This is a genomic window from Streptomyces sp. RPA4-2 (genome assembly GCF_012273515.2).
GTDB lineage: Bacteria > Actinomycetota > Actinomycetes > Streptomycetales > Streptomycetaceae > Streptomyces > Streptomyces kaempferi.
Genome location: NZ_CP050975.2, coordinates 9,648,227 through 9,673,038 on the forward strand (window position 1 = coordinate 9,648,227; position 24,812 = coordinate 9,673,038).

The following is a 24,812-nucleotide window of genomic DNA, read 5'->3' on the forward strand; positions in this document are numbered from 1 at the left end:
CCTCCCTGTGTCCGTCTCCCCCTGAGGGGGACTCGTCGCGCCATTTCACGGTTCCAGAAGCGAAGCACCCCGCCACGGAGGTAGGTACGGCGACAGGTGCGGGGTCGGCGCGGGCGGGGTATGCCCGCTGTATGAGGCGGGTCCGAGCCGGTGGTCTCCGGCGGACGGCGGCGACGGCCGCCACGGCGACACTGCTGCTGGTGGCGACGGGCGCGGGCCGGCTACCGGCCGGCGGCCCCACTTATGTGACCGGCTTCGGGGCCCTGGCCGACGACTGGCAGGGCCAACGTCGGCTGGAGGAAGGGCGGGTGGCGCCCAGCGACCTCGTCGGACTCTGGCAGTCGGTGCTGTGGGCCGACGGCTATGTGCCCAGGTCCGGCATCACCTGCCGGTACGACACCACGAGCAGCGACGCGACCAGGATCTGGCAGGGCAATCACGATCTGTCCCCGGACGGCATCGTCGGCCCTGCGAGCTACGGGTTCGTGGGCCACAGGCTCGTCCAGGCGCCGCCGTGGACCGTCTACCGCGGTGAGAAGTACGATCTGCCGCTGCGCCGCGGACGCGGCGGGGTGTACGAGGTCTACGACGCCGGGCACTTCGACGGGCTGCGCTCGGACGCGGTCACCCTCGTGGTGTGCCGACGGTGACCGGATCCGCCCAGCTCTCACGCGACGTCACACAGAGCTGGTGGCCGGCGCGTACCACGCAGGCCCGCGCCGTGTCCGGCACCGCGGACACCATCGGCGTGCGCGAGGCGCCGCTTCGGGCGGTCAGCACCATGACCCCCGGGCCCGCCACGAGCAGGCGCGCCGTGCCCCGTACCGGATCGGTCTGTGCCCAAACGGCCCGGCAGACCCGGCTGTATCGGAGGGTCACGAGCCCACCGTAGGCGCGCAACGCGTGAACCACCGTGGCGTCCCGGTCGCACCCCTCCCGGTACGGATCCCTGCCCTGGCACCGGTGACCCTGGCAGTCCGTGAGCGCCGACACGGCTCCGGCGGAGCGCAGCGGCCAGGGCCAGACAGGTGCGTCCCCTGGCGCACCCCGCGGTACGGGCCGCGCGTGCGAGCCGCCGGACCAGACGTATCCGAGCGTGAGTACGGTGAGCAGCGCGCCCGCGACGACGACGATGGCCGTCGTCCGCGGAGCACGGCGACGGTGGCCCTGTGCGGCCGTGTCGTCGACAGGTGGCGCCGCGTTCTCGCCGGACACGGCCGATTCCCACAGGACGCGCAACGTCGCCCGGTCCGCCTCCACCAGTCTGCCGAGCAGGTCGACGGCCTGCCAGGGTGGCATCGCCTGCCCGCTGAGGTAGCGCTGCCAGGAGGTGGCGCTGTACGCGGTCTTCGCGGCGAGCGAGGCAAGGCTGAGGCCCGAACGATCCTTGTGGAGGCGCAGTTCTTCGGTCAGCCTGCGGCGCTGAGCCGACAGGTCGTCAGGAAGCGGTTGCCAACGGCCCATCAGCGCACCCTCACCAGGCTGGGCGCGTCCCGGGCGCCGTACGGTGCTTCCGCCGACGTCTCACGGCCCCTCCCCGATGTCTCACGGCCCGTCCCGCCGTCCCGTCCCGTCGCCATACCCCGTGGTGTTCCCGCAGGACAGTGAGGGGAACATCCCGCGCTCATCCGGCCGGCCACGGGACGGTGGCGTGGGGGTCGGCCGTCGGCACAGAGTCGTGGAGGCAAGCACGGCGGCCGGGTTGACCGACAGGCCGTCGCACCTACCACGGGGAAAGGAACTCCCATCATGCGCAAGCATCTCGTACTCGCCGCCACGGCTGCGGCACTCGGCGCCGGTCTGCTCGCCGCACCCTCGGCCCAGGCCGGCACCGACGGCATGAACCCGCACACGACAGTCCTCGGCGGACCGTTCCTGGGCTGGAACGCCAACCACCACGCGTCCAACATCAAGGGCGCCTCGGCCACGGGACACGAGGGGCCTCTGGACAACGGCCGGGTCATGGTCGACGGATGGCTGCGGGACAGCGTCAAGGGCGACGGCCATGCCGCCTGCGTACAGATCCACGCCAAGTACGCCGACGGCGGCACCCGCGACGAGTGGGTCTACACGAGCAGCGCCGACGGGAAGAGCATCGGCCCGGGGGGCGGCTACACGTTCGCGTCCAGCGTGCGCACGATCTGGGTGCGCGAGGGCATCGGCAACGGCGGCCACTGCACCAGGATGGCCGGCGGGGTCTACACCATCTACCCCCGCTGACCCCGGCCGGGGCCGCACGAGGGCATCCCCGCGGCCCTGGCAGCCCCACACCTGTGCCGTTCAGCCACCCGTGACGGCGAGCGGGCCGCCAGGGGTGAAGGCCAGCCCGGCGAAGCGTTCGCCCATACGGCGGTGGGTCGCGGCGTCGGGGTGGAGTTCGTCGGGGAGCGGCAGTTCGGCGGCGTCCGCCTCGCCGTAGAGCACGCGGCCGTCGATGTGGTGCAGGTTCGGGTCCTCGGCCGCCCTCTGCCGGACGACGCGGTCGAGTTCGGCCCTGATGACGCGCAGCGTGAGCTTTCCGGTGGCGGTTTCCGCTGGGTCGCCCGCCGCGCGGAAACGCAGGTGTCCGGCGCTCAGCGCGCTGAGGTCCGGGGTACTGGGGCCCGGGGTGTCCTCGTGGATGGGACACAGGATGGGCGACACGACCAGCAGCGGCGTGGTCGGGTGACCGTCGCGGATGGTGTCGAGGAAGCCGTGGACGGCCGGGGTGAACGCGCGCAGCCGCATCAGGTCCGTGTTGACCAGGTTGATGCCGATCTTGACGCTGATCAGGTCCGCGGGGGTGTCCCGCAGCACGCGCGCGGTGAACGGGTCGAGCAGGGCGCTGCCGCTCAGCCCGAGGTTGATCAGCTCCACGCCGCCGAGGGCCGCGGCCAGCGCGGGCCAGGTGGTGGTGGGGCTCGCCGCGTCGGAGCCGTGGCTGATCGAACTGCCGTGGTGCAGCCACACCGCGCGGCCGCGGTCCGGCACGGGCTCGACGGGGGCGTCGGAGCGCAGGGCGACCAGTTCCGTGGTCTCGTTGTGCGGCAGCCAGATCTCGACGTCCTTCACGCCGGCGGGCAGACCGTCGAAGCGGAGGGTGCCGACCGGGCCCGGTGCGGTCTTCGCGGATCCGGTGGCCATGTCGATGGTGAGGACGTGGCCGCCCGCCACACTCGCGCGGTCTGCCAGGCGGCCGTCGACCAGCAGGTCGTACACCCCGTCCGGACGCGCCGGGGCACCCACGTAGGCGCGTTTGGTGGGCAGCGTGTCCAGTTCCACGACAGTGGCCCGGGTACGCAGCACCAGCCGCACGCCGGAGGGCTGGGCCTCCGCCATGGCCAGCTGGCCGTCGGCGCACTGGGCGCGGGCGCGGGCGGGCAGCCGGTGCGGCAGGACACCGTGCTCGGTCCGTTCCAGTTCGAGTGCGCCACGCAGGAGGTCCCCGGTGAGGGGCGTGGTGATCAGAGTGTCGCCGTTGCTCATGGTGCGGTGCCTGTGCCTGTTCGAGTGTGGAAGGGGTCGGCCGGTGACGCTCCGCGCGTGGGGTCAGGCCGGTGGGCGAGAGGGGTTCTGCGCGGGTGCGGACCAGTTGCGCAGCAAGGTGTCGAGGGCGTCCACGACCCACGACCAGGATTCCTGGGAGTCGGGGGCGCTGTGGCTGAAGCCTCCGCTCATCTCCAGCGTGACGTAGCCGTGGAAGGTGCTGCCCAGCAGCCGGACCGCGTGGGTCTGGTCCGGTTCCGTCAGGTCGTAACCGCGCAGGATCGCCCGTGTCATCCGCGCGTGCCTGACCCCGGCGCTGGCGGCGGCCGTCTCCGGATCGAGCCTCAGCTGCGCCGCGGCGTAGCGGCCGGGGTGCTCGCGCGCGTAGTCCCGGTAGGCGTTCGCGAAGGCCGCGAGGGCGTCCTTGCCGGCCCTCCCGGCCAGGGCGGTGGCGACCCGGTCGGCCAATTCCCCCAAGGCCAGCAGGGCGATCCTGACCTTCAGGTCGTGCGAGTTCCTCAGGTGCGAGTAGAGGCTCGCGTCCTTGACGCCGAAGTGCCGGGCGAGCGCCGCGACGGTCACCTTGTCGAAGCCGACCTCGTCGGCCAGCTCCGCACCCGCCAGCGTCAGCCGTTCCGCGGTCAGCCCGGCTCTTGCCATGACCATTCACCCACCAGTCCGAGTCGCTTAACCATTTGCCTAACCCTCTTAGGCAATTTACCTTACTCCCATGGAACCGCTGACTGAGCAAGAGATCCGTACCGCGTTCGTGAACTGCACGAAGGGCGAGGCCAAGCGTCTGTCCGTCCCACGCGACCTGGCCGACCGGCCCTGGGGCGACCTGGACTATCTCGGCTGGCGGGACCCCCAGGCGCCCGACCGCGCCTACCTCGTCAGCCCGCTCGACGGCGGCCTCAGGGCCCTCGCACTGCGCTGTCCCAGCCCCGGCGCCCAGCAGATGCGCCGCAGCATGTGCGCGATGTGCCTCACCACCCACACCGGGGGGGTGTCCCTGATGGTCGCGCCGAAGGCGGGCAAGGCAGGGCAGCAGGGCAACTCGGTGGGCGCCTACATTTGCAGCGACCTCGCCTGCTCGCTGTACATGCGCGGCAAGAAGGACGCGGGTGTCGGCGGCCGCCTCCACGAGTCGCTCACCCTGGAGGAGAAGATCCAGCGGACGGTGTCCAACATCGCCGCGTTCGTGGCCAAGGTGACGGCGTGAGCACGGTGGACCGCGGGCCGGCACGCGGTTGAAGGGGCGGGAGTTCGGGTCCGCGGGTGCCACGAGGGACGTCCCGGTCGGCCCCGCCCACCACCTGATGGCCCATCACGCCGTACTGCCCTTCTCTGGTCAGAACCAGCCGCCGTCTGCCTGGATGGTCCGGCCTGTGATGAACGAGGCGTCGTCCGACACCAGGAACGAGACGACCGCGGCGATTTCGGAGGGCTGAGCCATCCGGCCGAGTGAACTGGACGTGCGGATAAGGGTGTTGAAATCAGTGTCGACGTCGGGATGGACGTACCGGGAAGCTGCGTCGGCGGACATGTCGGTGACGGTTCCCCCGGGCGCGATGGCGTTGATGGTGATGCCGCGGCGGCCGAGTTCGGGGCTGAGGTTGAGGGCCATGCATTCGACGGCGGCTTTGCTCGACGCGTAGAGGGCGTGGTGGAAAACCGCCTTGTGGGCACTCTGCGATGACGTCAGGACGATTCGTCCACCCTCACCCATGTACCGTGCGGCGTTCTGTACGGCGAAGAACTGGGCTCGGGTGTTGATGGCGAAGACACGGTCGAAGTCGGCGGGAGTGACATCGGCCAGCCTGCCGAAGTACTCGACTCCCGCGTTGCTGACCAGGATGTCCAGGCCGCCAAGAGCTTCGGCGGCCTCGTCGGCCAGCCGCCGGATCTGGTCCGGATCGCCGACGTCCGCCTTGATCGCGACCATGTGGCGCCCGTCGGCGGTGAATTCGGCGGCGAGCGCCTCCGCCGCGTCGCCGCTGCTCCGGTAGTTGATCGCCACGTCAGCCCCGTCATCGGCGAGCCTGCGGGCCACCGCCGCGCCGATCCCTCGCGCGCCACCGGTGACCAGGGCCTTCCTGCCTGCCAGTCTTCCGCTCATCGGGCTTCTCCCGTCCACGGGAATCCGGCGGTCACGCCGATTGCGGGTAACGCGGTGCACGAATGGGGCGTGCGCGGCCGCAGACGACGTTCTTCACCCCGTACAGGCAGTCGGGGACTGTCGTTCGTCCTCGTCGCGAGGGGCGCGTCCTCGTTCACCACCGGGCCGTCGGTACCAGAATCGCCCCGGCCCGGGCACCGGCGCCACTCGGAGCGAAGACGGACGCGAGCCGAACGTCCTCGGAGAACCCGGTAGACGGCGCACGGCTGTTCATGTTCCGTTATGGAGATCCTCACTCCGAAGTCATCCCTCTTTTGCATCGGATTTTCCGTTGCACGCGTCGCGCCGGAATTTATTCCGTGCGAAACGGAGGGCAACCAATTACATGCCCCGGGGGTCAAACGTGTGTTGTCAAGGAACCACAACCGCCTCTTGGAGGCCATGCAATGCCCTCTTACCCCATAAGCCTTAGGGCTTTACGCGCCTCGGCCCTCGCGCTGGTTATCGGCGCGGGCCTGACCGGTCCCGTCGCGCTGGCCACCACGGCCGGAGCCGCGGTGTCGTCGGCCACGGCCACGGCCACGGCCACGGCCACGGCCGCTGTCAACGAGTACGACTGGCAGCTCACCTACACGGCCGCGGCCCACCAGGTGAACAAGGTGACCATCGCCGAGTCGTACACCAGCGGGCACGAGGCCATCACCTATGTGATCGACGACGTCGTCCCGATCCGCGCGGGGCACGGCTGCTCCTACCCGGTCGGCGCGGACCACACCAGGGTCTCCTGCACGGTCGTCGCGCTGGAGAGTCAGGACCCGTACGCCGCCCTGGAGATGAGCCTCGGTGACGGCAATGACACCGTCACCTCCCGCAATGCCACTGGTCAGGTCTACTACCTCAACAGGATCGACCTCGGCTCCGGCAACGACAGACTGACCGACAACACCGGTCTCGACGGCAACGAGGTCGTCGGAGGGACCGGCAACGACACCATCACGGTCGGCAAGCTGGCGTCCGTCCTCGCCGGTGACGGCAACGACACGGTCAACGCCGGCGGTGGGGACAACATCGTGAACGGTGGCAAGGGCAACGACGTGCTCCACGGGGCCGCCGCCGGCCAGATCCTCAACGGCGACGACGGCAACGACACGATCTACGGCGGGACCGGCGACGACTCGCTGTACGGCGGGACGGGCAACGACGTCCTGTACGGAAACAGCGGCGCCGACAAACTGTACGGGAACAGTGGCAACGACAAACTGTACGGCGGACCCGGCCGGGACACGCTTTCCGGCGGCCCGGGAAGGAATATCGTCCATCAGGACTGACGGTTCCCGCGGTCCGGGGAATTGCGCGGCGATCCGTGCCGTTCCCCGGACGTGAACCGCGACTTCGCGGTTGCCCTTCGCCCATGACTTTCGCGGATTCGTACGCCGGTGGGTATTCCCGCCGTTGCGCCCGCTCCCAGCACGGTGACTTGGCACTCCTTCGAACAGGCCCCTGACGATGAGGGGTCGCCTGCGTACGAGCCGGCCGGTGCGACAGGGTGGGGTCTCCGAGCATGGAGGGGGCCTGCGGATGAGTTACGAACTGAGTGCGGTGATCGGTGATGCCGAGCTGCTCCGCGGTGTCTCGCGTACTGTGCCCGCCGCGCGGGCGGCACCACTCGGACAGGGTCTGTCGCTGATACCGATGACCGGCGCGCTCTTCGACGCCGTGGCCGAAGACGGCGTCGGGGACGAGTTCTCCGCCGTGAAGCTGGGCCGGCATCGCCATGGCGACCAGTGGATCGCCTGAAGGTCGTCCTGTGACGGCGCCGCCGAGGCCGGCCGGCAGACCCTCGGGCGACGCCCGAAGATCCTCGGTAGCCGGTAGCCGGTAGCCGGTAGCCGGTAGCCGGTAGCCGGTAGCCGGTAGCCGGTAGCCCTCGGACGCGCGGAGGCGCGCGGTCAGTCGGAGACGGACTCGGACACCTCGCGCCACTTCTCGTCGGACTCGGTGATCGTCCGGGAGGCGGCCTGGGCGATCTCGTAGGCCTGGGCACCCAGCACGATCCGGACGGGGGCGTCCTCGCGTCCGGCGAGGTCGCGTACCACCTGGGCGACCTTGACGGGGTCGGACTCCGCCGAGTTGGCCGTCGAGCTGCTCCTGATCATGTCGGCGAAGGCGCCCACCGTCCGCTGGTAGGGCTCGCTGACCGGCGGAATGGTCATGGACGATCCGGCCCAGTCGGTGCGCATGCCGCCCGGCTCCAGCACGGTGACCTCGATGCCGAGCGGGGCCACTTCCTGGGCGAGGACGGTCGAGAAGCCGCCGACCGCCCACTTCGCGCTCTGGTAGGCGCTCAGCCCCGCCGAGCCGACCCGGCCGCCGACGGAGGAGACCTGGAAGATGTGCCCGCGGCCCTGCTCGCGAAGGACGGGCAGCACGGCCTTGGTGACCTGTACGACACCGTAGAAGTTGGTGTCGATCTGGGCGCGGAAGGCGTCCAGGGTGACGTCCTCGACGGAGGCGATGTCGCCGTAGCCGGCGTTGTTGACGACGACGTCGTAGCGGCCGAAGGCGTCGAGGCCCTCCCGAACGGCCCGCTGGACGTCGTCGTCCCGGGCGACGTCGAGGGCCAGGGGAAGGATCCGATCTCCGTGGCGGGCCACGAGGTCGTCGAGCTGGGCGGGCTTGCGGGCGGTGGCCACCACCTGGTCGCCGGCCTCCAGCGCCGCCTCGACGATGGCGCGGCCCAGACCGCGGGAGCTTCCGGTGACGAACCAGACCTTGGACATGGACGTTCTCTTTTCTTCGTGGAGGGGGAGCGCGCGGGATGTCGCGCTGTGCTCGGCCTGCGGGCTGCCGGGCCCGACGGGTCCGCAGGGGTCCGCAGGGACTCCGGGGCTAATTGCAGACCGCCGGTCTCTTCTGTGGTTCACCGTAAGGGACCGCTGGTCTGATGTCAAAAGACCGATAGTCTGTAACATGGCGGCATGACGACTTTCCAGCGTGCGCGCAGCGAGGAGCAGCGTGAGATCCGGCGACAGGCGATCCTCGACACCGCCGCCGCGATGCTCGACGAGATGTCGGTCGGCGAGGTCAGCCTCAATGAGCTCAGCCGACGGGTCGGGCTGGCCAAGTCGAACGTGCTGCGGTACTTCGAGTCCCGTGAGGCGATCCTGCTGGAACTGCTGGACACCGCATGGAAACGGTTGATGGACGAACTGCCCGCTCTGCTCGCCGCGGGCATCGATGCGGAGCATTCGGTACGGCAGCGGGGTGAGGAGTTCGCCGCGGTGTTCACCCGCTCCCTCGCGGAGCGCCGGGTGCTGTGCGATCTGCTCAGCGCACAGGCCGGCGTGCTGGAACACAACGTGTCCGCGGCGGTGGCCGCCCGGTACAAGAGGGCGGCCATCGGCAACGTCGACGCGTTGGCCGGCCTCGCACGTCAGTACCTGCCCGAACTGGGCGACGGAGCGAGGCTGTTCAGTGCGCAGGCCTTCATGATGGCCGGCGCCGTCTGGACCCACGCCCGGCCGTCCCCGGGCATGCTCGCCGCCTACGACGCGGACCCGTCACTCGCGGCCCTGCGTATGGACTTCGCCGGCACCCTGCGGGAGATGGTGGCCACCCTCATCGTCGGCACCCTCACCCGTACGGCGTCCTGACCGCCGTCTCACCCCACCCGGGAGCAATCATGCGCGTGGCCCTGTTCGGAGCGTCCGGAATGGTGGGGCAGGGCGTGCTGCGCGCCTGCCTCCAGGACGGGGAGGTCGAGGAGGTGGTGGTCGTCGTGCGCACGCCACTGAAGGCGGAGCACCCGAAGGTACGGGAGGTCCTGCACACGGACTTCACCGACTTCGGCCCGGTCCAGGGCGAGTTGGAGGGCCTGGACGCCTGCTTCTTCTGCCTGGGCGTCTCCGCGGCCGGCCGGGACGAGAGGGAGTACACCCGGATCACGTACGACTTCACGCTGGCCGCCGCCCGCGCCGTGAGCGTGAACAATCCGGAGCTGACCTTCACTTACGTGTCGGGGGAGGGGACCGACAGTACGGAGACGGGCCGTTCGATGTGGGCACGGGTCAAGGGCCGTACGGAGAACGCGCTGTTGGCCATGCCGTTCCACGCCTACCTGTTCCGTCCCGGCTACATCCAGCCGCGCAACGGAGCCGTCTCCAGGACGTCGGGCTACCGTCTGATGTACCGGCTCACGTCGTGGCTGTACCCCGTTCTCCGCAGGCTGGCCCCCAAGTACGTGACGACGACCGAGCACCTGGGCCGTGCGATGATCGCCGTCGTCGCGCTCAAGGGCGGCGGCCCGTCGGTGCTGCACAGCCCGGAGATCAACCGGCTCGGAGCCGAGTGACGCGGCGGGACGACCGCACGCCGCCCGCTTTCCGGACGGTGGTCACGTCGGCGGCACCCCGGACACGAGCCAGGATTCCATCAGGATCGAAGTGATCGACCCGTGGCGTCGGCGCTCGCCATAGTGGTCGCATGCGTCGTCCATCGGCGCACGTGACCGTTCACCGGTGGGTGGACGACAACTCCGGGGGAACATATGCGTGTTCACAAGAAACTCGGTACGGCGCTCGCGACCGCGGCGCTGGCCGTCGGATTCGGCGCGGTGGCGGCCCCGTCCGCGCACGCCGCCGCGGGCTGCTGGACCAATGACGGCGGCATCAAGTGGTACTGCAACAACGTCTCGGGCGCAGCCGTCTACGGAATCATCGGCAACAACCACTCCTACCCGGACCCCGACAAGATCGTCGGCCACATGTACTCCAACCCGAGCTGGTTCTACTGCAAGGAGGACGGTCAGGCCTGGGTCGGCGGGCCGCACCCGACCCGCTGGCTGATGACCGTCGCCGACAACGGGCAACTGGGGTTCATGAAGGACACCGCGATCTACAGCGAGACGGACCCGGTGCAGAACTGCTACCCGAGCCTCCAGGCGACACCCGCGCGCTGACACGGTCCCTTTCCAGGCCCCGGCGCGGGGCGAGAACGGCGATCGCGCGGGGCGAGGACGAAGGTGTGGGACCAATCGGATGACGTGCCGGCCCGCGAGCGATCCGGGCCGGCACGCCGCCGGGCGGATTCAGAATTCCCTTGAGAAACCCATGGAGCCCTGCGGGCGACCGGCCCGAACCATGGCCACCACGTACGCGTCGGCCCGAGGCACGGACCCGGTGCGTGATGCGCTTCGCGGCCCGGCTCCTTCCTGACCCGTACGGCTCGGGGCATGATCGTAGCGACAGATGATGAATGTCCTCATCGCTCGGTGAACCCCCTCAAGGAGGCGCTCGTGACGACGTCATCCCAGCCACGGGTATCGGGTCTGGAAATCCGTTCCATCGACTACGTACCCCTGGACGAGCGGCATGGAAAGCTGTGGCACCTGGGGCCTCTGTGGTTCATGTCCAACGCGCAGATCGCCACACTGGCGGTGGGCCTCATCAGCATCACCGGAGGCGGCAACCTCCTCTGGTCGCTGATCGCGATCGCCGCGGGCACCATCCTCGGCACGTTCTTCATGGCCTTCCACTCCGCGCAGGGCCCGCAACTGGGGCTGCCGCAGATGATCCAGTCACGGCCGCAGTTCGGCTACGTCGGAGCCCTGTTGGTGTGGCTGTTCGCCTATGTGCAGTACGCCGGATTCAACGTCTTCAACACGATCCTGGCCGGCGAGGCCCTGCACAGCACGGTGCACGGCGGAGTCAAGCCGTGGGTGGTCGTGGTCACGCTCATCGCGTTCGTCATCGCGCTGGTGGGCTACGACGTCATCCACCGCGCAGAGCGGGTCCTCACCTACGCCTTCCTCGTCATCTTCGGGGTCTTCACGGTGGGCATCCTGGTCACCCTGCACTATCCCGCAGGCTCCTTCGACCTCGGCGGCTTCAAGTGGACGCCGTTCCTCGCCCAGTTCGGCGTGGTCGCCGGTTACCAGATCAGCTGGGCCATCTACGTCTCGGACTACTCCCGCTATCTGCCACCCGACGTGACCGTCCGCAAGACGTTCTACTGGACGTACTTCGGGTCGGCGCTCGGCGGTATCTGGCTGATGACCCTCGGCGCACTGCTCGCCGGGTGGGCGGGCAAGGACTTCGAGACGATCCGCTCGATCAACGCGGCGGGCGACAAGGTCTTCAGCGGGTTCGGCGCGATCGTGCTGCTCTTCGCCGCCCTCGGCCTGGTCTCGGTGACCGCGCTCAACATGTACGGCGGCTCCCTCACCCTCATCAGCGCGATCGACTCGTTCAGGAGAGTGCGGCCGACCGTCGCCGTACGGCTCGTGACCCTCGGACTCACCGCCGCGCTCTCCGTGGTGGGCGCGCTGGCCGCGACCGCCCACTTCCTGGAGAACTTCAACGACTTCCTGTTGCTGGTGCTCTACCTGTTCATCCCGTGGACCTCCGTGAACCTCATGGACTACTACGTGGTGCGCCGCGGGCACTACGCGGTCGCCGAGATCTTCAACCCCCGTGGCATTTACGGCCGTTGGGGCTGGCACGGCATCGTCGCCTACCTGGTCGGCTTCGCCGTCATGGTGCCGTTCTTCTCCGTCGGAACGCTCTACGTCGGGCCCGCCGCGCACGCGCTCGGCGGCGCGGACATCTCCTTGTTCATCGGGCTGCCCGTCGCCGCGGTCCTCTACTGGCTGTTCACCCGCTCGATCGACGTCGAGGCCGAGACACGCCTCGCCGAAGCAGAGCTCACGGAACTGGAATCGGCCGCCCACGACCACCGGGAGCCATGACCTCCGCACTTGACCGCCATCGACGCACTCGGTCTTCGTATTCGCCCCCCGTTTCCCGGGAGACGGGGACTGCGCTATGCTCGATCTTGAGCTTCCCGGGCGAACTCCGGTCGTGGCTCGATGCGTTGGTAGTCCAAGGAAAGACGTCCCGCTTCCTGCGGGGAGATGCAGGTGCAAGGCCTGCCCGGCGCTCCACATGACCCCGTCTCCGGCATTCCGGAGACGGGGTTCTTCACTTCTCCCCGGGAAGCGGATTCGGCACCTCACGGCGCGGACAGGCCGAGCAGGTCCGCCGCGTTGGTGTCGAGGATCATCGTGACCTCCTCCGGGCCGAGCCCCGAGTCGGCGATGTGGTCCACGGCCCGCAGGAAGACCTCCCCGTCCTCGTACGGGAAGTCCGTACCGAGCACGATGCGGTCCGCCCCGAAGGAAGCCACCGCGGCGACCAGCGCGGGCGGATGCGCATGACTGACCGTGTCGTACCAGAGGCGGCGGGCGGCCACCGAGGGCGGCTCGGGCGTGCCGGGGGACTCGAAGGCCAGATGCTCGTCGAGCCGGCGGGGCAGCAGCGGCAGTGCCCCGCCCAGGTGCGACGCCAGGACGCGCATCCGCGGATAGCGCGCGGGAAGGCCCGCGAGGATCAGGTGCATGATCGCCACCGTGTCCTCGACCGGCGCCCCGACCATCCATGTCATGTCGTGCTCGGTGATCAGCGGGCTGCCGGCGCCCTCGCCGGCGGGGTGGACGTACAGCACGGCGCCGCGCCGGTCCAGCTCCTCGTAGAGGGGGCCGAAGAGGGGATCGGCGAGTGTGCGGCCGAGCACGGTCGTGGTCACGCCGACACCGACCGCGCCCAGTTCGTCGAGGGCGCGGGTCAGCTCGCTCAGGGCCGCGTCCACGTGCGGGAGGGGCAACGCGGCGAAGGCGAGGAACCGATCGGGGAACCGGGCCACCAGCTCCGCGTACGAGTCGTTCGCCGCCTCGGCCAGCGCCACGGCGTCGGACTCCGCGGGCAGGTGCGGGGACTGCGGCGCCGTGGAGAGCACCTGGAGGTCGATGCCCGCCCGGTCCATCAGCGCGAAGCGGGCCTCCAGATCGGCATCCGTCGCGTCGGCGCCGATCCCGCGCTGAGTAGCCGTGTCGGACTTCCCCAGACGTTCGAGACGGTCCAGGTACCCCGCGGTCCACAGGTGGGCGTGCACGTCGATGCGCGTAGGGGTCACCCTTCGATGGAACGCCCGGGAAGCGGTGCGGGCCACTCGACGGGGCGAGCGTTCACCGGCACGGAGCGCACCAACACGGTCTCTGCGGGCCGTTCGGGTGGTGGTGCGCGGGAGGCCGGACGCGCTCACGCAGACTGGCCCCGCCGACCGTGACCGTTCGGCATACGACAGCCCCGAAGGAGTCTTCATGTCGAACGTCCCCAACGAGCTGAAGTACACCAGGGACCACGAATGGGTGCGGGTGGCGCGTGAAGGCGTGGTGCGTGTCGGCATCACCGACCACGCCCAGAAGGAACTCGGCGACATCGTCTTCGCGGAACTCCCCGCCAACGGAAGCGGCTTCTCCGCGGGCGACCCGTTCGGCACCCTCGAGTCGGTCAAGGCGGTGACCGAGGTCTACGCGCCGGTGTCGGGCGAGGTGACCGCCCTCAACGATGAGCTCAACGACAGCCCCGAGAGGGTCAACGAGGACCCTTACGGCGACGGCTGGCTGATCGAGATCAAGCTCACCGACAAGAGTGAACTCGACGGTCTGCTCAGCGACGACGGGTACGAGAGTTACATCAGCCAAGGCAACGAGTAGTCCCCTGAGCTGACGTGAGTGGGGCGACGGCGCACTGCTGTGCGGACGTGATCGCGTCACCGCTGACGGCACCGCCCCGGTGCCCGTACGGGACGCCGCCGCCAGGCACGCCGCCGCACAGTACCGGAGCCTCGCGAAGAGGACCAGGACCCCGGGCGGACGATCCGGTTCCGCGGATCACCGCGAGGGGTCCTGTCGCTCCGTTCCTCAGGACGCCTCCACCGCGGCCTTGATCCGCCGGCCGAACGCGTCCGCGTCCTTGCGCGCCGCGCTCAGCGCGAGGCCCACCACGAGCTTCCCGATGCCGTGACCCTCAAGGATGTTGAAGATCCTGACGTGGGTCGTGCCCGCGCCGGTGGACTCGAGGTCGTAGCCACCCTGGTCGGCCGTCACGACGTTCTTCGAGATCTCCGTCCACCGGATCCGCCGAGGCGGGTCGAACTCGGTGATCCGGAACTGCCGGCCCGTCTTCATGCCCGCGTCCTTGACCGTGCTCGTGAAGACCGTGCCCACGGCCGTCGGGCCCTCCGGCGTCTTCTTGATCTCCTGCACCCTGGGGCTGAACTTCGGGTCGTTCGTGCCCTCGGCCAGGAAGGCGAAGACCTCCTCGACGGGGCGGTTGATCTCGGCTGTCGCCTCGAACTGACCGGCCACGGTTCCTCCTGTGCTGCGATCGCTGGGGCTCCGGCTGAGTGCGCGCGAGTCTGCCAAGCAGGCTCAGCCTACGGGCGCGGTCCCACCAGCGGGTCCTGTTGCCGGAGTAAGCCGGTCGGACACCGTTTCACGAGGCCCGACACACCCGAGAGAGCCTGGTTTGACCCCCGGCAGGTCCGCAAAGGGTAGTAATGGCTGGATGCACGTACGTGGCTTCGACCGCACCTGTGAACGTCCTGTCCCGGACGCCGGCCCCTGGGCGGGCGCGTCGCGGCCGGGCCGGAGGGGCGGCCGAGCAGGGCCATGCCTGTCACGCCTCCCGCGGACCGAGTGGGGCCCTCCGGGCGCGCGGAGGCCGGTGTGACGCTCCCCACAAGACCGGAATGAAACATGACGAACAGGTAACGCTCTCCTTCATGCCTTCCACGAACACCCCTCGGCAGGTGACGCGATGACATCGGCGACCGGGACGACCTGGGCGCCGGCCCCGACAGCGACCACGACCGAGTCCGCGCCCACGCCCCGGCCGTCCGCACTGCCCTCGCTCACCGGACTGCGCTGGGTCGCGGCGTCGCTGGTCTTCGGGCTCCATGTGCACAACTTCGGGTACTTCGGCGACACCGGCGGCCGCATCGTGGCGTGGGGATTCGGGGCGGGCGCCAACGGCGTCTCGTTCTTCTTCGTCCTCTCCGGCTTCGTGCTGATGTGGTCGGCACGGCCGCGCGACCGCGCCGTGGCCTTCTGGCGACGGCGCGTAGCCCGGATCTACCCGGTCCACCTCGTCACCGCCGCGATCGCGCTGCTCATGGGATTCACCCTGTCCGGCCAGATGAGGCCCACCCTGAACTCCGCGCTGGCGAATGTGCTGCTGACGCACTCCTGGTGGCGACCGTGGTGGCAGACACTCGACCCCGTCAGCTGGTCGCTCGCCTGCGAGGCCTTCTTCTATGCGGTCTTCCCGCTGCTGGCCCTGGGGCTGCGCCGACTCGAGGCGCGAGGAGTCACCGTCGTCGCCGGGCTGTCGGTGCTGGCGGTGATGGCCCTGGCCTGGTCGGACGCACACCACTGGCTGAGCCAGCCGGTGTACTCCTTTCCCGCGGCCCGCCTCCCCGAATTCGTCCTCGGTGCCGCCGTCGCCCGGCTGGTGTTCCTGGGACGCTGGCGCGGGCCCGGTATGGAGGCCTCACTCGCACTGACGATCATCGGCTACTTTCTCGTCCCCCAGGTCACCCCCGGGTATTCGGCCACCACCTGCACCATCGTCGGCTTCGCCCTGCTGATCCCGGCGGCGGCCGTCGCCGACCTGCGGGGCCGGCCCTCACTGTGGCGGCACCGGCGACTGGTGCGGCTCGGTGAACTCTCCTTCGCCTTCTACATGATCCATCTGCTCGTCCTGCGGGCCGGTATCAACCTGCTCGGGAAGTCCCCGCGCTTCGGTGTGGCGGCCGGACTGACCGCCACCGCCGTGGCGTTCACCGTGGCACTGGGGCTGGCCTGGCTCCTCTTCGAGGGTGTGGAACGCCCCGCCCGGGAACTGCTGCTGCGCCGCCGGAGCGGGAAGTCGCAGCCGGCCGTGACCGAGCGGGACAGAGGCGTCGTCCGAGGGGGATAGGAGGCGGTCCCGGGCGGACGGCCATGTGTCGTGAGCCGCTCGACGGGCCGGCCGCAGGTGGGCGTGGCACCTGGGCGGTCGGCCCGTCTCCGTCTTCCGGCACTGTGTGACTGTGGCCGGAGTCCGCCTAGGCCGGCTGGGTGAAACGGATGTTGTTGCCGAAGGGGTCGCGCAGGCCGCAGTCGATGCCGTACGGACGCTCGGTGGGCTCCTCGGTGAACTCGACGCCCCGGCCGAGCAGCGTCTCGTACGTCTTGCGGCAGTCGTCCGTGCTGAAGATGAGGGAGCCGCCGGTCGCGCCCTTGGTCACCAGCTCCCGCACCTGCTGTGCCGTCTCCTCGGACAGGGCCGGGGGACCCGGCTTCTCCAGCAGGATCTGGCGGTCGGGGTGTCCCGGGACGTTGACGGTCAACCAGCGCATGAAGCCGAAGTCGACATCGGCGTTGACCTCCAGGCCGAGCTTGCCCACGTAGAAGTCGAGGGCCTCGTCCTGGTCGAGGACATAGATCTGTGAGTGCGTGATGGCGTTGAACATGTACGTCACGCTACCGGGCAGGCCGGACGGAAACTTGTCCAAAACTGCTCAGTCGACAGCCCCTGGAGCCCGCGCCCTGGATCCCGGCCCTGGATCCCGCGCCGCGTCCCCGACGTCGAGGAGACCGGTGTTGCCGAAGGCCTGCGGCCCGGCGGGTCAGCCGGTGGGCCGCAGCCACGCCATGGTGAAGCACGTCGGCACGTTCGCGGGGGTCGCTTCCTTGCGGTACGTCCTCGGTGACCGGCCGACGATCTCGCGGAACGTGCGGCTGAAGGTCCCGGGACTGCCGAAGCCGACCGCGTAGCAGATGTCCGTCACACTGCGGTCGGTCTCCCGCAGCAGGAACATCGCCCGCTCGACGCGGCGGCGCTGCAGATAGCGGTGCGGTGTCTCGCCGAACGTGGCCCGGAAGGTGCGGGTGAAGTGGGCCTGGGACACATGGGCGATCCGGGCCAGGGCCGGGACGTCCAGCGGCTGCGCGTAGGCGCGGTCCATCGCGTCCCTTGCCCGCAGCATGCGGCGGTTGGTGTCTTCGGCGGCGCGGCTCACGGCGTCATCACACCACGATTCTCCGCCGCCCCTCACACGTCCCGCGGCTGCCCCGGGCCGTCCGCGTCCGAGGCGGAGCCGGGCCGGTGGTGTCACCGGGACCCCGGTACGGATCCAGACCGGCCGGCGCGGGGCCGGCCGGCCTGGATCGTCATGCGCAATGCGTCAGGTGTCAGACCAGGTCGTACCGGTCGAGGTCCATCACCTTGCTCCAGGCCGCGACGAAGTCGTTCACGAACTTCTCCTTCGCGTCATCGCTCGCGTAGACCTCCGCGAGCGCGCGCAGCTCCGAGTTCGACCCGAAGACGAGGTCGGCGCGGCTGCCGGTCCACTTGACCTCGCCCGTGGCGGCGTCACGGCCCTCGAACGTGTTGGCGTCCTCGGAGACCGCCTTCCACGTCGTCCCCAGGTCGAGCAGGTTGGTGAAGAAGTCGTTGGTCAGCGCCCCCGGGGTGGTGGTCAGGGCGCCGAGCGACGACTGCTGGTAGTTCGCGCCCAGCACGCGGAGGCCACCGACGAGGACCGTCATCTCGGGAGCGCTCAGGGTCAGCAGGTTCGCCCGGTCGATCAGCAGGTACTCGGCCGGGAGCCGGTTGCCCTTGCCCAGGTAGTTGCGGAACCCGTCGGCGGCCGGCTCGAGCGGGGCGAACGCCTCCACGTCCGTCTGCTCCTGCGAGGCGTCCGCACGGCCCGGTGCGAACGGGACCTCGATGTCGAAGCCGGCGTCCTTGGCGGCCTGCTCGACGGCGGCACCGCCGGCCAGCACGATCAGGTCGGCGATCGAGACCCGCTTGCCGCCGGTCTGGGCGGAGTTGAAGGCGCTCTGGATTCCCTCCAGGGTGCGCAGCACCGTCGCCAGCTGGTCGGGGTCGTTGACCTCCCAGCCGCTCTGCGGCTCGAGGCGGATGCGCGCGCCGTTGGCGCCGCCGCGCTTGTCGCTGCCGCGGAAGGACGACGCCGACGCCCAGGCGGCGGACACGAGCTGGGCCACCGACAGGTCCGAGGCGAGGACCTGGCTCTTGAGGGCGGCGATGTCCGCGGCGTCGACGAGCTCATGCGCGACCTCGGGCAGGGGGTCCTGCCACAGCAGCTCCTCGGCCGGGACCTCCGGACCGAGGTAGCGCACGACCGGGCCCATGTCACGGTGGGTGAGCTTGAACCACGCGCGGGCGAAGGCGTCGGCGAACGCGTCGGGGTTCTCGAGGAAGCGCCGCGAGATCAGCTCGTAGGCGGGGTCGACGCGGAGCGACAGGTCGGTCGTCAGCATCGTCGGGGCGTGGGTCTTCGACGGGTCGTGGGCGTCGGGGACGGTGGTCGCGCCGGCACCGTCCTTCGGCCGCCACTGGTTCGCGCCCGCGGGGCTCTTGAACAGCTCCCACTCATAGCCGAACAGGATCTCGAAGAAGCTGTTGTCCCAGGTCACGGGAGTGTTCGTCCAGATACCCTCAAGACCGCTGGTGATCGCGTCGCCACCCTTGCCGGTGCCGAACGAGTTCTTCCAGCCGAGGCCCTGCTCCTCGAGCGGGGCGGCCTCGGGGTCGGCGCCGACGCTGTCCGCCGGGCCCGCGCCGTGGGTCTTGCCGAAGGTGTGGCCGCCCGCGATCAGCGCGACGGTCTCCTCGTCGTTCATGGCCATCCGGCGGAACGTCTCACGGATGTCGCGGGCCGCCGCGAGCGGGTCCGGGGTCCCGTTCGGGCCCTCGGGGTTGACGTAGATGAGGCCCATCTGGACCGCGCCGAGGGGGTTCTCGAGCTCTCGGTCGCCGGTGTAGCGCTCGTCACCCAGCCAGGTGGTCTCGGGACCCCAGTAGACGTCCTCGTCGGGCTCCCACACGTCCGCGCGGCCGCCGGCGAAGCCGAACGTCTTGAAGCCCATCGTCTCCAGGGCGACGTTGCCGGTGAGGATCATGAGGTCGGCCCACGAGATGCTCCGCCCGTACTTCTTCTTGACGGGCCACAGCAGTCGGCGGGCCTTGTCGAGGTTGCCGTTGTCCGGCCAGCTGTTGAGCGGTGCGAAGCGCTGCTGCCCGGCACCGGCGCCACCGCGGCCGTCGCTGATGCGGTAGGTGCCCGCGCTGTGCCAGGCCATCCGGATCATGAACGGGCCGTAGTTGCCGAAGTCGGCCGGCCACCAGTCCTGCGAGTCCGTCAGCACCTCCGCGACGTCCCGCTTCACGGCGGCGAGGTCGAGGCCGTTGAACGCCTCGGCGTAGTCGAACTCCTCACCGAGCGGGTTGGCGACGGCCGGGTTCTTGGCGAGGATCTTCAGGTTGAGGCGATCGGGCCACCACTGGCGGTTCCCGCCGCCCTGCGTCGGGTGCGTGGCGCGATCGTGCGCGACGGGGCAGCCACCTCCGCCCTCCGTCTTGGCGTCTACGACGATTGCATCATGGTTCTCAGACATGGGAATCCTTCCGGACCAGGCGGATCGTGGTGCTCAGGTACTGCGGGCGGAGGCACGGCCGGGGCAAGGGCCCCGGAGGACGACTCCCGGCCTCGTCGGGCGGGACGCCGTGACCGTCGTACGGGTTCGGGCGACGCGCCGGGCCGTCGACCGGTCCGACGCGACGAACGGGTCCTGGCGCGTCGAGCACGGGGAGATCCTCGCCGGCGGCCCGAGGGCGGACGCGGTCCGCGCGATCGCGCGCCCCGGACGTGACCGCCCCGATGCCGAGGTGGTCACCTTCCCGGACGGTCGCGAGCCGTGCGACGCGGGCGGCCGTCACCCTCGGACCGGCACCGCGCGGCTTCCCGGCGGTGGTCCCGTCACGTCTCTGTCTCATGCCGTTTTGGAGTCTTCCTGTCCCTTGGCCAGCGCCAGAACCGATCCTACGATGGACAGAGTCTTAGTCAAGAAGCGCGCCAAAGCCGTATCCAATAGGAGCCCGGACGTTCACTGGTAAAATTCGGGTATCCCGCCGAACCTGAATAGGTGAACCGATATGAGTGACCTGCTGGAACGACTGCGAGCGCGTGGCTGGCGGATGACCTCCCAGCGACGTGTCGTCGCGGAGGTCCTCGACGGCGATCACGTCCACTTCACGGCCGACGAGGTGCACGCCCGCGCGGCGCAGCGGCTGCCCGAGATCTCCCGGGCGACCGTCTACAACACGCTGGGCGAGATGGTGTCCCTCGGTGAGGTCATAGAGGTCTCGACCGACGGCCGCGCCAAGCGCTACGACCCCAACGCCCACCACGCCCACCAGCACCTGGTGTGCTCCAACTGCGGCACCATCCGGGACGTCCACCCGACCGGCGACCCGCTGGCCGACCTCCCGGCGGTGGAGCGTTTCGGCTTCCAGGTGTCCGAGGTCGAGGTCACCTACCGCGGACTGTGCCCCTCCTGCGCCTGAGGGCTGTCCCGGGATCCGCGGCGGGCGCTCGACGACGGTCACGGCACCTCCTCGTCGCGTCGCCCGAGCCGCGAACGGGGTGAGTGTGTTGCCCGCGCCGCGTACTCGGCGCACGCTGGACCTATGGGTGCTCAGGACGGCCCCACGCTCATCGCGTCCGTACAGCGGGCCTTCCGTCTGCTGGAGGCCGTGAGCGCGCACGAGAACGGCGCTCCGGCGAAGCAGCTGGCGCGTGAGACCGGCCTGCCGCTGGCCACCGCGTACCACCTGCTGCGGACGCTGGTGCACGACGGATACGTACGGAAGCTGGCCGACGGCGGCTTCATCCTCGGGGACAAACTGCAGGCGCTGCACAGCACCGCCCGTGGCCAGGCGCTGCTGAGCCGGATCCGTCCCACGCTCGCCGCGCTGCGGGACGAGCTCGCGACCCCCGCGTACCTCACCTTCTACGAGGACGGCGAGATCCGGGTCGCGGAGATCGTCGACGGTCCCCGGGCGCCCCGGGTCGACCTCTGGGTGGGAATGGAGGACGCCGGCCACGCCACCGCCCTGGGCAAATCCGTCCTACGGGAACTGGACGACGACGCCCGCAACGACTACCTCTCCCGGCACTGCCTCGCCGACCTCACCCCACGGACCGTGACGACTTCCTCGGAGCTGCTCCGGCGGCTCGACTCCTCACCCGTGGCTCCGGCCGTCACGGACCTGGAGGAGTACGCCCTCGGTACGGTCTGTGTCGCCGTACCCGTCTACTGCGGGGACACGCTGGGTGCGCTCGGCGTGTCGCTGCCGGCGGAGCGCGTCTCCCGGCTCGAGCAGGTCGTGACACGGCTCATCCCGACCGCAAACCGCGTGACAAGAAGTCTCTCTCTCACTATCTGAAATCCGTGTCCTTGTGAGGTTCGGGCGGAACGCGTTTCCTGGATGAAACGGACATACCGGAACGTGATCCGGCACACAGGTGAGGACTTCGGACGAAACATGAGTCAGGCCCGAGACCATGCCGGCGCCCACAGGCTGTTGCGACCGATCAGGGGTCGAACAGCGCCCCTCAGGGCATTCGCCCAGCGGCGCGCCACCTCCCAGCTCGCCGCCGGAGTACCCGTACTGCCGCTGCTGTTCGTCTCCGTCATCGTGCTCGTCGACGTCGTCGGCGGAGCCGGCATGATCTGGCTGTCCCTGCTCGCGGCAGGCCCCGCACTGGCCGCCACGACCAACGGGCCGCGCGGAGTGCTCTGCATCGGCCTCCTCGCCGCCGTACTGGGCGCGAGGCTCGGCATCAGGGACGGTGTGCCCCCCGGTGAACTGGCGGCCGTGCTGTCCGCGCTGACGGCCGTCACCCTGGCGAGTGGCCTGGCCAGCTCGCTGCGCGGACGCCGCGAGCGGGTGCTCGCCGCCGTCCGCTCGGTCGCCGAGGCCGCCCAGCACGCACTGCTCACGCCGATACCGGAGACGGTCGGCCCCTTCCGGGTGGCCGTCCGCTACAGCGCCGCCGCGGCGGAGGCCCGGATCGGCGGAGATCTCTACGCCCTGGTGTCCACCCCGTACGGCGTCCGGCTGATCGTCGGCGACGTGCGCGGCAAGGGACTGCTTACCGTGGGGACCGCGGCGCTCGTGCTCGGGGTCTTCCGTGAGGCCGCCTACGACGAGCCCGATCTGCTCGCCGTCGTCGGCAGGATCGAGCGGAGCCTGGCGCGCAATCTCGGCGGCGACGACTTCGTCACGGCCGTGGTCGCCGGATATGGGCAGGCGGGGCACCTGGAGGTCGTCAACTGCGGGCACGCCCCTCCGTTGCTGGTGCGCGCGTCCGGAAGCGTCGAGGCCGTGGAGCCCACCCACCCGGCCCCGCCCCTCGGGCTGCGCGCCCTGTCGGGCGAGCTCCCCAGCCTCCAGGTGCTGCCCTTCGCGGACGGGGACCAGCTGCTGCTCTACACCGACGGGGTCACCGAGGCCCGCAACCACGATCGCGAGTTCTATCCGCTGGCCGAGGGGCTGGCGCGCCATGTGTGCGAGGAGCCGGCGCGCACCCTGGACGCGCTCCACGACGAGCTGCTGACGTATGTGGGGGGCCGACTGCACGATGACGCCGCGCTGCTCCTGCTGCGCAAGCCGGCCGCTCCCCGAACGGCCACCGCTGGTCCGGCCGCGTCCGGTCCGATCGCCTCTGCTACGGCCGCGTCCGGTCCGGTCGCCTCTGCTTCGGCCGCGTCCGGTCCGGTCGCCTCTGCCTCGGTCGCGTCCGGTCCGGTCGCCTCTGCCGCTGCCGCGTGCGGTCCGCTCGCATCCGATCCGGCGGTGTCGGGTCGGCCGGTGTCGGGCCGGCCCGCTTCGGATCTGGTGGTGTCTCGTGCGACGGGTGTGGGCTCGGACCGCTTCTGACCGCGCCGCCGTCGGGCGCCGGTCGCGATCCCTTCTCCGCGAACGGAGGCGTTGAGCGACGGGTTCTGCGTCGATGGAGGGATCGAGTGCCGGATACGCCGTGAGCGCGGGCCCATGGGCCACGCGCTCTCACATACGTCCGCTCCTGTTCACGCCGCGACGAGATCGGCCCACCGGGTCACTCCACCGGGGTGGAACCGTATGCCGTACCGGGTCGCCAGGGCCTTGACGATCTCCTCGCCGCGGCCGTGCTCGTCGGGGTCGATCCCTTCGAGCTCCTGCCCCGCCGCGCGCGCGGGCCCAGCGTCGGTGACCTCGACCCGCAGGGTGTCGAGTCCGTTGCCCCGGATCCAGGACAGTCGCAGCTCCGCCGGGGGCAGGGCGTGCACGATCGCGTTGGTGAGGAGTTCCGACACCACGAGCAGCGCGTCCTCGAAGATCCCCGGCGACACGTTCCAGTCGGTGAGGACCGCGCCCGCGCGTCGGCGGACGGCCGAGACGGCCCCGGCGACGGGCGGCAGCGGGAAGACGTACTCGACTGCCTCTCGAAGCTTCGTCTCCCGAAGCCTCGTGTTGAGCTGTAGCGCCATCTCTTCTCCTCCGGGGTGAGCGCTGTCGGCCGGTTGCCGGAACCTCAGCGCGTTGCCGGGCCTCAGAGCACGTTAAGGACCGAAATGAGGTGGGTCAATGAACGGCGGTCGGCATTACCGAACGCCGCATCCGGCGCGGTGGCCGAACCGTCTCCCCGCACGTCAAGCGGACCCTCCGCGGCGGTAATAGGCTCGGATCATGGCCGGCCCAGTCCAGTCGATCGAACGGGCGGCTGCGATCTTGCGTCTGCTCGCCGGTGAGCCTCGCCGACTAGGGCTGGGCGAGGTGGCGGCCTCGCTCGGGCTGGCCAAGGGCACCGCCCACGGCATCCTGCGCACACTCCAGCACGTGGACTTCGTGGAACAGGACGCGGAGACCGGGAAATACCAGCTCGGAGCCGCCCTGCTGCATCTCGGCACCAGTTATCTCGACATCAACGAGCTGCGGTCGCGCTCCATCAACTGGGCCGACGCGCTGGCCGCCCGCAGTGGGGAGTCGGTCCGCCTGGGCACGCCCCTGGAGGGCATGGTCCTCGTCGTCCACCATGTGTTCCGGCCGGACGACACGCTCCAGACGCTGGACGTGGGCTCGCTGCTGCCGCTGCACGCCTCCTCGCTGGGCAAGGTGCTGATGGCCTTCGGGGCCGTGACCGTCGAGCCGGTCCTGGAAGCCGGCCTCGAGGCGTACACCCGGCACACGCTGGTCACTCCGGAGCGACTCGGCCGGGCGCTGGCCGAGATCAGGGATCTCGGCTGGGGCGCCGAGGTCCAGGAGATGACCATGGGCGAAGCCGGGATCGCGTCGCCGATCCGGGGACACGGCGGACTCGTGGTCGGGGCGATCGGCCTGTCCGGCCCGGTGGAGCGGATCTGCGACGGCCACGGCCGCCCCCGGCCGAAGCTGGTCACCCTGCTCCGGGAGGCCGCGCGGGCCATCTCCAGGGAGCTCGGGGCAGCTCGCTGGTGACGGCCACCGCCTCACCGACACATCGGAAGGCAGAACCC

General features: G+C 70.1%; 25 protein-coding genes and 1 pseudogene. 15 read left to right on the forward strand and 11 right to left on the reverse strand.

Features of this window, described 5'->3' with window-relative positions; translation table 11 throughout:
* The first annotated feature begins 131 nt into the window (after nt 1-131).
* Nucleotides 132-650 (forward strand): hypothetical protein, encoded by a 519-nt coding sequence (locus HEP85_RS42610; RefSeq protein WP_356015744.1) that lies wholly within the window; start codon nt 132-134, stop codon nt 648-650.
* Here HEP85_RS42610 and HEP85_RS42615 read toward each other — a convergent pair.
* Nucleotides 625-1,464 (reverse strand): XRE family transcriptional regulator, encoded by an 840-nt coding sequence (locus HEP85_RS42615; protein WP_168532821.1) that lies wholly within the window; start codon nt 1,462-1,464, stop codon nt 625-627. The two genes, HEP85_RS42610 and HEP85_RS42615, sit on opposite strands and share 26 nt — an antisense overlap.
* A 285-nt stretch (nt 1,465-1,749) precedes the next feature.
* Between HEP85_RS42615 and HEP85_RS42620 the strand changes: the two genes are divergently transcribed.
* Nucleotides 1,750-2,220 carry a hypothetical protein gene (locus tag HEP85_RS42620; RefSeq protein WP_168532823.1) on the forward strand — a complete coding sequence of 157 codons (471 nt, stop codon included), beginning with the start codon at nt 1,750-1,752 and terminating at the stop codon, nt 2,218-2,220.
* 60 nt (nt 2,221-2,280) lie between these two features.
* On the opposite strand, the gene HEP85_RS42625 is transcribed toward HEP85_RS42620, so the two are convergent.
* Together HEP85_RS42625 and HEP85_RS42630 are read right to left on the reverse strand one after the other, a co-directional pair.
* Nucleotides 2,281-3,465 carry a GDSL-type esterase/lipase family protein gene (locus HEP85_RS42625; protein WP_329294345.1) on the reverse strand — a complete coding sequence of 395 codons (1,185 nt, stop codon included), beginning with the start codon at nt 3,463-3,465 and terminating at the stop codon, nt 2,281-2,283.
* Between the two features lie 63 nt (nt 3,466-3,528).
* Nucleotides 3,529-4,125 (reverse strand): TetR/AcrR family transcriptional regulator, encoded by a 597-nt coding sequence (locus tag HEP85_RS42630; protein ID WP_168532825.1) that lies wholly within the window; start codon nt 4,123-4,125, stop codon nt 3,529-3,531.
* A gap of 70 nt (nt 4,126-4,195) precedes the next feature.
* Between HEP85_RS42630 and HEP85_RS42635 the strand changes: the two genes are divergently transcribed.
* Complete coding sequence (locus tag HEP85_RS42635; protein WP_168532827.1) at nt 4,196-4,687, forward strand: FBP domain-containing protein; 492 nt, start codon at nt 4,196-4,198, stop codon at nt 4,685-4,687.
* A gap of 129 nt (nt 4,688-4,816) precedes the next feature.
* Here HEP85_RS42635 and HEP85_RS42640 read toward each other — a convergent pair whose 3' ends face one another.
* On the reverse strand, nt 4,817-5,584 hold the full coding sequence (locus HEP85_RS42640) for an SDR family NAD(P)-dependent oxidoreductase (protein ID WP_211118179.1): 768 nt from the start codon (nt 5,582-5,584) through the stop codon (nt 4,817-4,819).
* A gap of 446 nt (nt 5,585-6,030) precedes the next feature.
* Between HEP85_RS42640 and HEP85_RS42645 the strand changes: the two genes are divergently transcribed.
* On the forward strand, nt 6,031-6,912 hold the full coding sequence (locus tag HEP85_RS42645; protein WP_168532829.1) for a calcium-binding protein: 882 nt from the start codon (nt 6,031-6,033) through the stop codon (nt 6,910-6,912).
* Nucleotides 6,913-7,162: 250 nt separating this feature from the next.
* Nucleotides 7,163-7,381 (forward strand): hypothetical protein, encoded by a 219-nt coding sequence (locus HEP85_RS42650; protein ID WP_168532830.1) that lies wholly within the window; start codon nt 7,163-7,165, stop codon nt 7,379-7,381.
* A 152-nt stretch (nt 7,382-7,533) separates the two neighbouring features.
* On the opposite strand, the gene HEP85_RS42655 is transcribed toward HEP85_RS42650, so the two are convergent.
* Entirely contained in the window at nt 7,534-8,364 is an 831-nt protein-coding gene (locus HEP85_RS42655; RefSeq protein ID WP_168532832.1) for an SDR family NAD(P)-dependent oxidoreductase, read from the reverse strand.
* 198 nt (nt 8,365-8,562) lie between these two features.
* Between HEP85_RS42655 and HEP85_RS42660 the strand changes: the two genes are divergently transcribed.
* The 4 genes from HEP85_RS42660 (at nt 8,563) to HEP85_RS42675 (ending at nt 12,329) form a co-directional block, all read left to right on the forward strand.
* A complete protein-coding gene (locus HEP85_RS42660) occupies nt 8,563-9,237 on the forward strand; it encodes a TetR/AcrR family transcriptional regulator (RefSeq protein ID WP_168532833.1) in 675 nt (224 codons plus the stop codon).
* A 29-nt stretch (nt 9,238-9,266) separates the two neighbouring features.
* Nucleotides 9,267-9,935, forward strand: coding sequence for an NAD(P)H-binding protein (locus HEP85_RS42665; protein WP_329294355.1), 669 nt, complete (start codon nt 9,267-9,269; stop codon nt 9,933-9,935).
* Between the two features lie 195 nt (nt 9,936-10,130).
* Nucleotides 10,131-10,541: a hypothetical protein gene (locus HEP85_RS42670; protein ID WP_168532835.1), complete on the forward strand. Its 411-nt coding sequence runs from the start codon at nt 10,131-10,133 to the stop codon at nt 10,539-10,541.
* A gap of 336 nt (nt 10,542-10,877) precedes the next feature.
* Nucleotides 10,878-12,329 carry a cytosine permease gene (locus HEP85_RS42675; protein ID WP_248002396.1) on the forward strand — a complete coding sequence of 484 codons (1,452 nt, stop codon included), beginning with the start codon at nt 10,878-10,880 and terminating at the stop codon, nt 12,327-12,329.
* 263 nt (nt 12,330-12,592) lie between these two features.
* Here HEP85_RS42675 and HEP85_RS42680 read toward each other — a convergent pair whose 3' ends face one another.
* Entirely contained in the window at nt 12,593-13,552 is a 960-nt protein-coding gene (locus HEP85_RS42680) for an amidohydrolase family protein (RefSeq protein ID WP_248002397.1), read from the reverse strand.
* Between the two features lie 187 nt (nt 13,553-13,739).
* On the opposite strand from HEP85_RS42680, the gene gcvH reads away from it, so the two are divergent.
* Nucleotides 13,740-14,135, forward strand: coding sequence for a glycine cleavage system protein GcvH (gene gcvH / locus HEP85_RS42685; protein ID WP_168532841.1), 396 nt, complete (start codon nt 13,740-13,742; stop codon nt 14,133-14,135).
* A gap of 207 nt (nt 14,136-14,342) precedes the next feature.
* Here gcvH and HEP85_RS42690 read toward each other — a convergent pair whose 3' ends face one another.
* Nucleotides 14,343-14,789, reverse strand: a complete 447-nt coding sequence (locus HEP85_RS42690) for an SRPBCC family protein (RefSeq protein WP_168532842.1) — start codon at nt 14,787-14,789, stop codon at nt 14,343-14,345.
* 451 nt (nt 14,790-15,240) lie between these two features.
* On the opposite strand from HEP85_RS42690, the gene HEP85_RS42695 reads away from it, so the two are divergent.
* Nucleotides 15,241-16,401, forward strand: a complete 1,161-nt coding sequence (locus HEP85_RS42695; RefSeq protein ID WP_168532844.1) for an acyltransferase — start codon at nt 15,241-15,243, stop codon at nt 16,399-16,401.
* Nucleotides 16,402-16,528: 127 nt separating this feature from the next.
* Here the strand turns inward: HEP85_RS42695 and HEP85_RS42700 are convergent, their stop codons facing one another.
* From HEP85_RS42700 to katG, 3 genes are all read right to left on the reverse strand, one after another.
* The gene (locus HEP85_RS42700; RefSeq protein WP_168532846.1) at nt 16,529-16,936 is read right to left on the reverse strand and encodes a VOC family protein; all 408 of its coding nucleotides are present in this window, start codon (nt 16,934-16,936) and stop codon (nt 16,529-16,531) included.
* A gap of 156 nt (nt 16,937-17,092) precedes the next feature.
* Entirely contained in the window at nt 17,093-17,485 is a 393-nt protein-coding gene (locus HEP85_RS42705) for a helix-turn-helix domain-containing protein (RefSeq protein WP_211118180.1), read from the reverse strand.
* A 172-nt stretch (nt 17,486-17,657) separates the two neighbouring features.
* The gene (katG, locus tag HEP85_RS42710; RefSeq protein ID WP_168532848.1) at nt 17,658-19,889 is read right to left on the reverse strand and encodes a catalase/peroxidase HPI; all 2,232 of its coding nucleotides are present in this window, start codon (nt 19,887-19,889) and stop codon (nt 17,658-17,660) included.
* Between the two features lie 538 nt (nt 19,890-20,427).
* Between katG and HEP85_RS42715 the strand changes: the two genes are divergently transcribed.
* The 3 genes and pseudogenes from HEP85_RS42715 to HEP85_RS42725 form a co-directional block, all read left to right on the forward strand.
* Nucleotides 20,428-20,838: a Fur family transcriptional regulator gene (locus tag HEP85_RS42715; RefSeq protein WP_168532850.1), complete on the forward strand. Its 411-nt coding sequence runs from the start codon at nt 20,428-20,430 to the stop codon at nt 20,836-20,838.
* A gap of 123 nt (nt 20,839-20,961) precedes the next feature.
* On the forward strand, nt 20,962-21,720 hold the full coding sequence (locus HEP85_RS42720) for an IclR family transcriptional regulator C-terminal domain-containing protein (protein WP_329294370.1): 759 nt from the start codon (nt 20,962-20,964) through the stop codon (nt 21,718-21,720).
* A gap of 99 nt (nt 21,721-21,819) precedes the next feature.
* A pseudogene (locus HEP85_RS42725) lies at nt 21,820-22,956 on the forward strand (PP2C family protein-serine/threonine phosphatase); the annotation flags it as partial.
* Nucleotides 22,957-23,366: 410 nt separating this feature from the next.
* On the opposite strand, the gene HEP85_RS42730 reads toward HEP85_RS42725, so the two are convergent.
* Nucleotides 23,367-23,807: an ATP-binding protein gene (locus HEP85_RS42730; protein WP_168532856.1), complete on the reverse strand. Its 441-nt coding sequence runs from the start codon at nt 23,805-23,807 to the stop codon at nt 23,367-23,369.
* 199 nt (nt 23,808-24,006) lie between these two features.
* Between HEP85_RS42730 and HEP85_RS42735 the strand changes: the two genes are divergently transcribed.
* Nucleotides 24,007-24,774 (forward strand): IclR family transcriptional regulator, encoded by a 768-nt coding sequence (locus tag HEP85_RS42735; protein ID WP_168532858.1) that lies wholly within the window; start codon nt 24,007-24,009, stop codon nt 24,772-24,774.
* Nucleotides 24,775-24,812: the final 38 nt, after the last annotated feature.